The following is a 13,214-nucleotide window of genomic DNA, read 5'->3' on the forward strand; positions in this document are numbered from 1 at the left end:
TATTTCTGTTCACGTTTTGCACTCAAGTTAAATTTTATAATTATTGGCCTTTTTTTTCAACCAAAAATGGAACACAAAATGTGACTTTTTACCTTTGTGCAACACAAAATTTCATAAAAATATCATAAGTTAAATTAGATTTATTTTTTAATGTGAATGAGAACGGATATAACGTTCGAAACCTTTTTGCAATTGGCGTGTGATTGGGCCGACCTTCCCATCGTTTACAGATTCACCATCTAAAGTGACAATCGGCATTACTTCTACAGAGGTACTTGAAATGATGACTTCATCTGCCTCTTTCAAAAATGCGACTGTGAAAGGTTCCTCTTTCATTGTAATGTTTTCGTCCTCACAAACCCATTTAATCACTTGTCGTGTAATACCATTCAAAATAAGATGGCTTACTGGATGTGTATAAACAACGTTATCTTTAATCGCATACACGTTACTTGATGCACCTTCTGTTACAACGCCATCACGATGTTGAATGGCTTCAGTTGCATTATATTTCGAAGCATATTCCTTAGCTAACACATTACCTAAAAGATTTAAGCTCTTAATATCACATCTTAACCAACGAATATCTTCTGTAGTGACTGCAGAGACACCTTCATCAAGTGCTTCATAGGGACGATCATAGTGTTTAGCAAAGCCTGTGATAACAGGTTCAACAGGTGGCGTAGGAAACGCGTGATCACGAGCTGCAACACCACGTGTCACTTGTATATAGATTCCACCATTGACAACTTGATTCACTTCAGCTAATTCACGCACAAGCTCTGTTAAAGATTCAACAGTATGATTTAAATCAAGACCAATTTCAGCTGCACTTCTTAGCAAACGCTCGAAGTGTTCTTTTGAAGTAAATAATTTACCATCATAAACACGGATATATTCATAAATGCCGTCGCCAAAATTGTAACCTCTATCATTAAAAGGTACTTTTGCTTCACTTTCATCGACAAAACTTTGATTCAATAATATTTTTGTCATACTTATCCCTCCACACAAACCGAATAAATAGCCTCTAAATAAATGCTCGTTGCGTTAAATAACTGCTTCTTAGTAATATATTCATTTTTTTGGTGCATTAAATCTTCAGAGTCATCAAACATTGCTCCAAATGCCACACCTTTATCTAAATTACGGGCATATGTTCCGCCACCAATTGTAAATGACGGTTTCATATCGCCTGTTTGGTTACGATATGCTGTTAACAGTTTTTGAATGAATGGATCATCCGGATTAACAAAGTGTGGTGTTTGAACTTTATGCAATTCAAGTTCAAAACCTTTCGATACTAATTCTTTTTCAAATGCTGCAATCGCAGCGTCAAAATCAAAGCCTTCTGGATAACGGAGGTTAATGCCGAAAGTACCTCCATTTTCACGATCATAATGAATCACACCAGGGTTTGTAGTGACATCACCCATTTCCTCAGAATGAAATTGCATATTCATTTTCTCTCCGAAATGTGACTCGAATAAGTATTGATCACTCAATGTGGCCCATGCTTTCGCAGATTGATTTAAATTTAATGTATTTAGGAAATGAATCAAATATAATCCTGCATTGACACCGATAGATGGATCCATTGCATGTACAGCCTTACCGTACACACTTAATTTTAAAATTCCGCTGTCAACTTCATGTTCTCCTGTCAATTGATGCGCTGCTAGAAATGCCTCAAACCGTTGAATCGTATCCGTCATATTTTCTTTAACTAAAATGTGTGCATGTGCTTTATCAGGCACCATGTTGTAACGTTCACCAGATTCAAATTGTTGCAACTCAATTTCAGGTTCATCTTCATCTTGCGCCAATGTTTGTTGTTTAATATCAAAAGTTGTAATTCCTTTTTCACCATGAATTAACGGGAACTCTGCATCTGGTGCAATACCGATTGACGGCATTTCCTCTGTTTTAAAATAGCGCTCTGTACATTTCCAATCAGATTCCTCATCACTTCCAATGATAATATGTATTCTTTTTTTCCAATCCACATTCATATCATTAAGAATTTTAACTGCGTAATATGCGGCAATAGTTGGGCCTTTGTCATCTAATGTACCACGTGCAATAATGCGGTCTTCTGTTTCAACCGGGTCAAATGGATCTGTATCCCATCCGTCTCCAGCAGGTACAACGTCGACATGACCCAAAATTCCGAACAACTCCGCGCCTTTTCCAATCTCAATACGACCTGCTAAGTGATCTGTATCAAATGTGTTAAACCCATCTCTTTCAGCGAGTTGATACATATAATCTAATGCCGCTCTTGGACCAGGTCCAACTGGTGCCTCTGCGGTAGCTGCTGCATCATCACGTACGGATTTAATAGATAAAAGTCCTTTTAAGTCTTCGATCATTTGCGCTTCATATTCTTGTACTTTTTCTCTCCACATGCTGATCATCTCTTCCTTTTTAATAATTGTACTTTCTATTCTACATGAATTATTCAATAAACAACAGTAAAACTGATGGGCTCACATTTTATTTTTCAAACATAATCAATCGTTTGCGACAGACGAAGCGCAATCTGCCCTCATCAGCACGCGTACATTCTTTTTTGGTTTTATTGAATAAAAAAACGAACCAGCTCACTTGATATACACCAAATACTGATTCGTCGACAATTTCAAATTGATATGTCTTCAATTTGAATGAACTAGGGTTGCAGAATTATTAATACAAAGCCATTTGTAGTCAAATTTGTAATAATCCCCCAACCCTAGAAAGTCATTGTAAAACGATTAAATGACGCAATCACTATTGGTTGTTCAGACGTATATGTCACTCAACTTCCAGTTAAATAAATGAAAGTAGATCAAAATGATTTATCGTTTCACAAATCCTTTACTTTATGATTGATTCTTATTATTCAATTCCTCTTCAGTCACAATGCGCAAATTATTTGCTGGATTACCGCCACCTTCATCATCGAATTTGGCTGCTCTTTTATCCGTTGTGTCTGTAGTATCATTATTTAACAACTGTTCTTTTTTATTATTAATAAAACTTTTTGGGTATTGCTTAGCTTCATTCACGTAAGCTTTTGGATCCTCTTTCACTTTATTAAATTCTTGTGTGGCAGCTTCACCAAGTTGCGAAGCTTTTTCTTGTGCGCGTTTTTTATAATCTTCTGGGTTTTCTTTATATTTGTTATATTCTTTTTTTAATTTGTCACGGTTATCTTTATTAGAAAGTACAACTGCAGCAACAGCGCTTCCAATACCGATAGCCGCTCTTAAAAATTTTCCAGATTTAGCCATGATATCACCTCAATTTGTTTAGTGTAAGGTTACCCGGCTAACAAAGATTTAAACATTAATTTTTTGAATTCAAAGTGGGATAAAGAGCAGTTAGTTCTTCTGCAGTTAACGCCCGACATTCACCTGGCTTAAGCGTCTCATCCAATTGTACATCACCAATGGCTATCCGTTTCAATGCCAACACTTCATTATCAATCGCATGAAACATCCGCTTAACTTGATGATATTTCCCTTCTTGTATCGTAACAAGCGCAGTGTTTTGAGGTTCTAATATTTCTAATTGCGCAGGTTTGAGTAATCCTTCTTTTAAAGTAATCCCTTTTTCAAATGCGGTAATATTCGACATTTCAAGTTGGTTTTTAGCTTCAACCCAATAAGTTTTTGCAACATGCTTGTTCGGACTCATTAATTCATGATTAAATTTCCCATCGTTAGTAATGAATAATAAGCCTTCAGTATCTTTATCTAATCGACCTACAGGAAATAAGTCTAAATGTGAATTGTCCTTTACTAAATCAATAACCGTTTCATGGACTGGGTCTTCGGTTGCTGAGATAACGCCTTTAGGTTTATTCATCATTAAATATTGAAAAGGCTCATATTGAACTTTTTCACCATTAACTTCTATTAAATCGGTATCCGCATCGATTTGAAATTTTGGACTTTTAATACGGTCTTGATTACAAGTTACAACACCTTTTTTAATTAATACTTTGACCTCAGAACGTGTACCGAATCCCATTTGAGAGAGAAACTTATCAATTCTCATTATAAGAAAACAACTTTTTGACGAATTTTATTTGGAATATTACCTAAAAACTTATCTGCAAGTCTCGTTTTTATTGTAATGCCACCGTAGATTAATGCACCAATGACTGCACAAATCATAGTTATAATGAATGCACCTACGTGACTCGCTGGAGAAATAAAGAGTTGTAACACGTAATAGATAGCTTCTACGATAATCATCATTAAAAAGCCATAGAATAAAATTTTACATGTATCCAGTAGCGTGTCATAGAATTTAAAACGTGCATATTTTTTTAATACAACAAAATTACATAAAATCGCAAAGAGTAATGCAATTGCAGTACTTAAAATCGCTCCAGCTGTTTCAAACATAATAATAAGCGGCATGTTTAATAGGAATTTCAATACGACAGAACCTAAAATAATGAAAACAGTAAGTTTCTGTTTATCAATACCTTGAAGCATTGAAGCAGTCACGCTTAATAAAGAAATTAAAATTGCGACTGGTGCATAATAAAACAATAAACGACTACCATCAATACTATATTCATAAAAAACAGTATATAATGGCACAGCTAGAGACATAATCCCTAAACTGGCAGGTACAGTAATATACATTAAGACACCTAAAGCCGTTTGAATTTGGTGATGCATCTCTTCAAAATCACCTTTTTCATACGTTTTCGTAATAAAAGGAATCAAACTAATCGCAAAACCTGCCGCTAAAGACGTAGGAATCATGACAATCTTGTTAGTCGTCATGTTTAACATTGTAAAGAACATATCTTGTAAACGTGTTTCAACACCGGCAATCGCTAAAGCGTGATTGTGTGTTAATTGGTCAACAATCATAAATAATGGGAAATTCAAACTCACAATAACGAAAGGAATACTGTAAGATATAATTTCTTTGTACATATGTTTATACGAAACATCGATTCCTGTCGTATCGGATTCAACCATTTCATGTATTCCTTTACGACGTTTAATCCAGTACCACCATAGTGTCAAAATACCTGCAATCGCCCCAATTGCCGCACCAAAAGTTGCGATACCATTCGCCAATAAGACTGAACCATCAAAAACGTTCAATACAAGATAGCTTCCTAAAAGGATAAAAATAATACGCGCAATTTGTTCTGTCACTTCTGAAAGCGCAGTAGGCCCCATGGATTTATAACCTTGAAACACACCTCGCCAAGTTGCAAGTACAGGTATAAAAATCACCACAAAACTAATTGTTCTAATGATGGAAGTTATTTGATCAACTGTCCATCCTGCTTTTTGATCTGTATTGTTTGCAATTGTTATTGACGCAATTGTTGGAGATAACAAATACAGTGCTAAAAAGCCTAAAATACCGGTGATACTCATCACCACAAAACTCGATTTGTATAACTTTTGACTGACACGATATGCGCCTAATGCGTTATACTTTGCTACATATTTTGATGCTGCAAGCGGAACACCTGCTGTCGCAACCGCTATCGCGATATTGTATGGCCCATACGCATAGTTAAAAGGCGCTAAATTATCGGCGCCACCGATAATTCGATAAAACGGAATAATATAAATGATGCCTAAAACTTTAGTAATGAGGATACTTAATGTGAGTAAAAAAGTCCCTCTTACCAATTCCTTATTTTCACTCATAGCCAACCTACCTACTCTTCAATTTTTCAAACTCAAATTATAACACAATATGGTTATTATACACCGAATAAAGATATGTTAAAATCAAAATATCAACTTTAAGGGGTTTTTACAATATGTATCAATCAATCGTCATCGGCGGTGGACCGAGTGGGCTTATGGCTGCAATATCAGCGAGCCAACATGGTAAGTCCGTCCTATTACTAGAAAAAAAGAAAGGTTTAGGTCGCAAATTAAAAATCTCTGGTGGAGGACGTTGTAATGTAACTAACCGTCTCCCCTATGCTGAGATCATTAAAAACATACCAGGAAACGGTAAATTTTTATATAGTCCCTTTTCTATTTTCGATAATCAATCCATTATAGAATTTTTTGAAACACGGGGTGTGCCTTTAAAAGAAGAAGATCATGGACGCATGTTTCCGGTATCGAATCAATCACAAGATGTTTTAGATGCACTCATCAAAACACTTCATGATCATAATGTCACTATTAAAGAACAACATGTGGTCACATCCGTTGAAAAGCAAAACGAAGGCCATTTTATTGTCAAGTTGCAAGATGGCACAACGTATCAAGGTAAATCCATAATTATTGCAACAGGTGGCACAAGTGTCCCACAAACAGGTTCCACTGGAGATGGTTACCGTTTTGCTACAGTGTTAGGTCATCATATTACACCACTTTTCCCAACTGAAGTCCCTATTAAATCAAATGCCCCTTTTATTAAAAAACAACAATTAAAAGGGCTTAGCTTGAGTAATGTTGGACTTTCAGTTTTAAGAAAAAATGGCAAAAAAAGAATCACTCATCAAATGGATATGATCTTCACTCATTTTGGTATTAGTGGTCCTGCTGCTTTAAGATGTAGTCAATTCGTCTATTATGAACAAAAAGCACAACAACAAACACATATCAAAATGCAAATTGATGCTTTTCCTGATATTAAAGAAAGTACATTAAAACAACAAATTGAACAGAAATTAAAATCTCAACCTGATAAACATATCAAAAATGCGCTCAAAGGTCTTATAGAAGAACGTTACTTATCTTTTATAATAGATGAAGCGAACATTGCACCTCAAATGACTTATCATCATTTAAGTCAACAAAAATTGACTGAACTCACGCATTTGTTCAAGGCCTTTACTTTCGAGGTACATGGAACCCTCCCTATTGAAAAAGCATTTGTTACAGGTGGCGGTGTGGATATTAAAGAAATTGTGCCGAGCACCATGGAATCAAAGATTACACCTGGTTTATTTTTGTGTGGTGAAGTTTTAGATATTCATGGTTACACCGGGGGTTATAATATTACAAGTGCATTAGTAACAGGCTATGTTGCGGGCTACTTCGCAGGATTTGTAGAGTAACCAATGATAAATTGTTAAATAATCAAAAATATAGACGAGGCTGGGAAAAGTATTCCAACCTCGTCTGTCTAACTTCTTTAATACTCATATTGAGTTATATGGGGTAGGAATGAGGATAACATTGGAAAATCCTTCGTTATCCCTCTCCATCATGAAGCGACCTATCTAATACATCATTAGATGCGTTTATATTCTAAGCCCCCATCGCCCCATGCGTGCATACCACCTTCGATATTGACCGCATCAATATCATGTTGATTTAAATAATCTACAACTTTTGCACTTCGAACGCCCCCAGCGCAAACGATATAATATGTTGTATTTTTATTAAAATCATCGAGCTTTTCAGGAATTTGATTCATTGGAATGTGCTCCGCTTCAGGAATCATTCCCATCGCAACCTCTTCATCTTCACGAACATCGACGACATGAACAGGTTCTGAGCTCATAATCATTTCTTTTAATTGATCGACACTGATCTCTCTCACACTTCCTCATCCTTTCAATTATTTCGCAACAATATTAACAAGTTTTTGCGGAACCGCAATCACTTTCTTAATCTCTTTACCCTCAATTGCTGTTTTTACACTGTCATTGGCCAATGCCATTTGTTCCATTTCTTCTTTTGACAGGTCTTTAGGAATTTCCACTTTCGCACGCACTTTGCCATTGACTTGTAACACAATCTCGACAACTGCTGCTTCAAGAAGGGATTCATCATAACTTGGCCATGGTTGATAAGTAATCGTTGTCTCATGTCCTAAAATTGACCACAATTCTTCCCCTAAATGTGGTGCAATCGGTGCTAACATTTTAACAAAACCTTCCACATAAGCACGAGAAATCGTCTCAGCCTTATAACAATCATTGATAAAGACCATTAATTGACTGATTGCTGTATTAAAATTAAGGGATTCAAAGTCTTCCGTTACTTTTTTAACTGTTTGATGATAAACATTTTGTAATGCCGGCGTATCATCATCAACGACTTTATCTGTTAATGTACCATCTTCATTTACAAATAAACGCCAAACGCGATCTAAAAAGCGACGTGAACCATCTAAACCTTTCTCACTCCAAGAGATTGAAGCTTCTAAAGGCCCCATGAACATTTCATAAAGTCGTAAAGTGTCTGCACCATGAGAAACAATAATATCGTCAGGATTTACAACGTTTCCTTTCGATTTACTCATTTTCTCATGACCTTCACCTAAAATCATACCTTGGTTAAATAATTTTTGGAATGGCTCTTTAGTTGGGACCACACCTAAATCATAAAGCACTTTATGCCAAAAACGCGCGTAGAGTAGGTGTAATACCGCATGTTCAACGCCACCAATATATAAATCAACAGGCAACCAATGTTTCAATTTTTCAGGGTCTGCTAACATTTGATCATTTTTAGGATCAATATAGCGTAAATAATACCAGCAACTTCCAGCCCATTGTGGCATTGTATTGGTTTCTCGACGCCCTTTCATCCCTGTTTCAGGATCTGTAACATTCACAAATGCGTCTATATTAGCTAATGGAGATTCACCTGTACCAGAAGGTTTGATTTGATCTGTTTTAGGAAGCAATAATGGTAATTCATTTTCTGGTACAGTTGACATTGAACCATCTTCCCAATGAATAATCGGAATCGGTTCACCCCAATAACGTTGACGACTAAACAACCAATCTCGAAGTTTATAATTAACTTTCTTTTCACCGACGCCTTTTTCTTCAAGGAGTTGAATCGCTTTCGCAATCGCATCTTCATTTTCAAGACCACTTAACGATTCAGAATGAATATGCGGACCATTACCCGTGTAGTAAGGTGTATCAGCGTCATTATCAATAACTGTTTTAACTGGTAAATTAAATGTCTCAGCAAATTCATAGTCACGTTCATCGTGTCCAGGTACAGCCATTACCGCGCCGGTACCATAAGAAGCAAGCACATAATCTGCAATCCAAATTGGAATTTGTTCGCCTGTCATCGGATGAATCGCATAAGCACCTGTAAACACACCCGTCTTTTCTTTTGCTAAATCCGTTCGCTCTAAATCAGATTTTTTACTCGCTTCGTCTTGATATTTTTGGACAGCTTGCGATTGTTCAGTCGTTGTTATTTCATTGACTAATGCATGTTCAGGACTTAATACTAGGAAAGTAGCACCGTAAATAGTATCAGGTCGCGTCGTAAACACTTCAATCGCTTTTTCTGATTTCGCTTCTTTATAAATAACTTTGGCACCCTCTGAACGACCAATCCAATTTCGTTGCATGTCTTTAAGGGACTCTGGCCAATCCAGATCATCTAAGTCTTCCAATAAACGATCCGCATATTCTGTAATACGAAGCACCCATTGTTTCATAGGGCGGCGTACAACAGGATGTCCGCCACGTTCAGATACACCATCTACAACTTCTTCGTTTGATAGAACCGTACCTAATGCTTCACACCAGTTTACTGGGATTTCATCGATATAAGCTAAACCTTTTTTATACAATTGAATAAAAATCCATTGCGTCCATTTATAATAGTCTGGATCTGTTGTACTTAACTCACGATCCCAATCGTAACTAAAACCAAGCTCTTGGATTTGTCTTTTAAAAGTTTGGATGTTTGTACGCGTAAATTCTGCTGGATCATTACCCGTATCTAAAGCATATTGCTCTGCAGGTAAGCCAAACGCATCCCACCCCATTGGATGAAGCACATTGTAACCTTGCATTCTTTTATAACGTGACAAAATGTCAGTTGCAGTATAGCCCTCTGGATGCCCTACATGTAAGCCTGCTCCTGAAGGATATGGAAACATATCTAATGCATAAAATTTCTTTTGACCTAAATGATCTTCCGTTTTAAAAGTTTTGTTTTGTAACCAATACGTTTGCCACTTTTTTTCAATTTCTTGATGATTATAATTCACTACTAAATCCTCCTATTCATAAAAAAACATCTCGAACTATTCTTCAATGGTAAGGGACGACTCATGCCGCGGTACCACCCTTATTCACGCTAAACGTGCACTTCATAAAAATAGTTAGAGATGTTAATTATTATTTAATTACATTGGCAAGTTCACTTAATGTTTTCACTAGTTCGCACCACCACTAGCTCTCTTAAGAAATACAGTTAAGTTACTACTCCATTTTAATCACTTGAAAATAGTACAATTACACTCAATACTTCGTTATTAAAGAAACTTTGAGATGAAACCGTTAAAAACTATGCTTCCGATGACTTTAATCATTATCTATATTAAAAAAATTAACACAAATATGCAAGCCTCATTTTAGCATCGTTAATGATATAAAATCTTTGGATCCACTTTTCTATCATAGATAGATAAAAATATCATTGCGATAACTAACAATCCTATCATAGATAAAAACATCACTTGCATATTAAAGAGGTCTACTAATATCCCACCGATTAACGGTCCGAAAGCTTTGCCGACAGTAGAAGCTGAATTGACGATACCTTGATAGACACCTTGACGACCCTTAGGTGCTAACGCATTTGCTATCGTTGGTACAGCTGGCCATACAAACATTTCTGCAAACGTCATAATGACGATACCTACGACAAAAATTGAAAATGATTTGGCAAAGCTCGTCACCAAAAAGGATAATATAAAGACAAACAATCCGAAATATAATTGTTTTTTTAACTGTCCTTTGAAAAATTGAACGATTGGTGTAATTAAAGGTTGACCAATGAGTATCAAGACACCGTTAATAGTCCATAATAAACTATATTGACTCATAGAAATGCCGATACTTTGTGTAAATGAAGCAATCGTTGTTTGCCATTGAACATACGTAATCCAACAACAAGCAAACATGACACACAATAAAAGAAGTGCATTAAAATGTTTTTTATTCTGCAGATGTGCAATTTCTTCAATCGTATCGTGTTGCTTAACCGTCGCATGATAATCCATGTTGAAATTAAATAGAGCGATGAAGAAAAATACAACATACATCGCAAGGTTTGCCATAAATATATAATTAAAGCTTAATTCTGCTACGACACCGCCTAAAGCCGCCCCTAAAGCAACACCGATATTTTGGGCTAAATAAATGGCATTAAATGTTTGTCTCCCACCTTGTGGCCAAACAGCACCTGCCATTGCATAAATAGCCGGGATAATCATGCCGCCTCCAAATCCAAGCATAATGAGCCAAACTGCATACCATGGCCATCCGTGAAATAAATTCAATAGTAGGGTTGCACATAAGCTGATAACCGTACCCAACATAATCGTTCGATAGCCACCCAACTTATCAAATAAAGTTCCACCTAACAAATTACCCGCTATCATACCAAATGAATTCACCATTAATACAACACCGGCTGTACTTAACGATTTACCTAAAGCTTGACTCATATAAATCGTGTTGAGTGGCCATAAAAAACTCGCTCCCGTAATATTTATTGCCATACCAATTACAAGCCACCATATTTCTTTTGGCATTTTCATTGATGACACACTCCTTTTCTATCTAAATCACACTATAACACGATTAGTCTAAAATATGTTAAAATCTTGAAATACAGTTAATAAGAATTTTAACACAGTATCAAAAAATCCGTTTTAATTATGAATTTTGAAAGGACGATAATCATGGGGGTTTATTTTCCATATGCATTTGATCAAAAACGCTATCATACATTAAACTATCTTCTAAAAAATAAATTTAATCAAAAAATATTTAAAGTGGCACTCGATGCCGGCTTTGATTGTCCCAACCGAGATGGAACTGTCGCACATGGCGGTTGTACATTTTGTTCTGCTGCGGGTAGCGGAGACTTTGCGGGCAATCGTGTCGATCCAATAGAAGTACAATTCAAAGAAATAAAATCACGCATGCATGAAAAGTGGCGTGAAGGTCAGTATATTGCCTATTTCCAAGCATTTACTAATACACACGCCCCTGTAGATGTGCTCCGTGAAAAATTTGAAAGTGCTCTAAAACAACCGGGCGTCGTTGGTTTATCAATTGGTACACGTCCAGATTGTTTACCAGATGATGTTGTTGAATATTTAGCAGAGTTAAATCAACGTACATATTTATGGGTCGAACTGGGTCTCCAAACGGTCCACCAGTCTACGTCAGACTTAATCAATCGTGCACATGATATGAATTGCTACTATGAAGGTGTCGCTAAACTTAGAAAACATGATATCAATGTCTGCTCTCACATTATTAACGGTCTACCTGGTGAAGACTATGACATGATGATGGAGACTGCTAAAACTGTAGCACAAATGGATGTTCAAGGTATTAAGATTCACCTTCTCCATCTATTAAAAGGGACACCAATGGTAAAACAGTATGAAAAAGGGTTACTAACTTTTATGTCTAAATCAGAATACATTAGTTTAGTATGTGATCAACTTGAGCAACTGCCACCTGAAATGGTCGTTCATCGAATCACAGGCGATGGCCCTATTGATTTAATGATTGGACCAATGTGGAGTGTGAATAAATGGGAAGTATTGAATGATATTGATACTGAACTTGAAAGACGTGGTACAGTGCAAGGTCAATACTATGAAGCACAGGTACAACTATGATAGTTGAACGTATCCTCCCATTCGCAAAATCACTTATCCAAAGTCATATTTCACCAGAAAGCGTTGTGATCGATGCAACTTGTGGAAATGGTTATGACACGCTTTTTTTAGCACAGGCCGTCCCTTCTGGTCATGTATATGGATGCGACATTCAATCAACCGCAATTGAAAACACCGCAAAGAAAGTTGCCGATTTTAAAAATGTGTCACTTTACCAAACGGGTCATGAAAAAATTACACAATTTATTTCAGAGAAACATCGTGATCGTATTCACGCTGCACTTTTTAATTTAGGTTATCTGCCTAAAGGAGATAAATCTATTGTCACACGGCCTTCAACGACAATTCAAGCGATAGAACATATTTTTGAACTTTTACAACCTCAAGGTATCATCGTGTTAGCAGTGTACCCTGGTCACGATGAAGGTTATGAAGAAAGTCAAGCGCTATTGCAATATTTAACAGCATTTGATCAGCAAAAAGCACATATCTTGAAGTACGAATTCATCAATCAACAAAATCGTCCCCCTTTTATTATAGGTATTGAAAAAAGATAAAACAAAAACTGGATTTAAGTCATTCTTTGGACT

The 13,214-nt window shown here is 36.3% G+C and carries 12 protein-coding genes and 1 other annotated feature; of the genes, 3 read left to right on the forward strand and 9 right to left on the reverse strand.

The window, feature by feature from the left end:
- Positions 1-147: 147 nt before the first annotated feature.
- From dat to C1H58_RS05750, 6 genes are all read right to left on the reverse strand, one after another.
- Positions 148-996, reverse strand: a complete 849-nt coding sequence (gene dat, locus C1H58_RS05730) for a D-amino-acid transaminase (protein ID WP_103356443.1) — start codon at positions 994-996, stop codon at positions 148-150.
- A 2-nt stretch (positions 997-998) separates the two neighbouring features.
- A complete protein-coding gene (gene pepV, locus C1H58_RS05735; protein ID WP_165545608.1) occupies positions 999-2,408 on the reverse strand; it encodes a dipeptidase PepV in 1,410 nt (469 codons plus the stop codon).
- 88 nt (positions 2,409-2,496) lie between these two features.
- Complete coding sequence (locus C1H58_RS12200; RefSeq protein ID WP_207623135.1) at positions 2,497-2,661, reverse strand: hypothetical protein; 165 nt, start codon at positions 2,659-2,661, stop codon at positions 2,497-2,499.
- A 203-nt stretch (positions 2,662-2,864) separates the two neighbouring features.
- Positions 2,865-3,275 (reverse strand): YtxH domain-containing protein, encoded by a 411-nt coding sequence (locus C1H58_RS05740; protein WP_165545609.1) that lies wholly within the window; start codon positions 3,273-3,275, stop codon positions 2,865-2,867.
- A gap of 55 nt (positions 3,276-3,330) precedes the next feature.
- Positions 3,331-4,044: a pseudouridine synthase gene (locus tag C1H58_RS05745; RefSeq protein ID WP_165545610.1), complete on the reverse strand. Its 714-nt coding sequence runs from the start codon at positions 4,042-4,044 to the stop codon at positions 3,331-3,333.
- Positions 4,044-5,678 carry a putative polysaccharide biosynthesis protein gene (locus C1H58_RS05750; protein WP_165545611.1) on the reverse strand — a complete coding sequence of 545 codons (1,635 nt, stop codon included), beginning with the start codon at positions 5,676-5,678 and terminating at the stop codon, positions 4,044-4,046. Before C1H58_RS05750 ends, C1H58_RS05745 begins: the two co-directional genes overlap by 1 nt.
- Positions 5,679-5,794: 116 nt before the next feature.
- Between C1H58_RS05750 and C1H58_RS05755 the strand changes: the two genes are divergently transcribed.
- Positions 5,795-7,051 carry a BaiN/RdsA family NAD(P)/FAD-dependent oxidoreductase gene (locus C1H58_RS05755; protein WP_165545612.1) on the forward strand — a complete coding sequence of 419 codons (1,257 nt, stop codon included), beginning with the start codon at positions 5,795-5,797 and terminating at the stop codon, positions 7,049-7,051.
- 176 nt (positions 7,052-7,227) lie between these two features.
- On the opposite strand, the gene C1H58_RS05760 is transcribed toward C1H58_RS05755, so the two are convergent.
- From C1H58_RS05760 to C1H58_RS05770, 3 genes are all read right to left on the reverse strand, one after another.
- Positions 7,228-7,539, reverse strand: coding sequence for a rhodanese-like domain-containing protein (locus C1H58_RS05760; RefSeq protein WP_165545613.1), 312 nt, complete (start codon positions 7,537-7,539; stop codon positions 7,228-7,230).
- Between the two features lie 18 nt (positions 7,540-7,557).
- Positions 7,558-9,969, reverse strand: coding sequence for a leucine--tRNA ligase (leuS, locus tag C1H58_RS05765; RefSeq protein ID WP_165545614.1), 2,412 nt, complete (start codon positions 9,967-9,969; stop codon positions 7,558-7,560).
- Positions 9,970-10,018: 49 nt separating this feature from the next.
- Positions 10,019-10,206 (reverse strand) — a binding site (T-box leader).
- 138 nt (positions 10,207-10,344) lie between these two features.
- A complete protein-coding gene (locus C1H58_RS05770) occupies positions 10,345-11,526 on the reverse strand; it encodes an MDR family MFS transporter (protein WP_165545615.1) in 1,182 nt (393 codons plus the stop codon).
- A 144-nt stretch (positions 11,527-11,670) separates the two neighbouring features.
- On the opposite strand from C1H58_RS05770, the gene mnmL reads away from it, so the two are divergent.
- Positions 11,671-12,624 (forward strand): tRNA modification radical SAM protein MnmL/YtqA, encoded by a 954-nt coding sequence (gene mnmL / locus C1H58_RS05775; RefSeq protein WP_050345488.1) that lies wholly within the window; start codon positions 11,671-11,673, stop codon positions 12,622-12,624.
- Positions 12,621-13,181, forward strand: a complete 561-nt coding sequence (gene mnmM / locus C1H58_RS05780) for a tRNA 5-(aminomethyl)-2-thiouridylate-methyltransferase MnmM (protein ID WP_060829744.1) — start codon at positions 12,621-12,623, stop codon at positions 13,179-13,181. Before mnmL ends, mnmM begins: the two co-directional genes overlap by 4 nt.
- Positions 13,182-13,214: the final 33 nt, after the last annotated feature.

This window comes from Staphylococcus sp. 191 (genome assembly GCF_011174885.1).
Lineage (GTDB): Bacteria > Bacillota > Bacilli > Staphylococcales > Staphylococcaceae > Staphylococcus > Staphylococcus coagulans.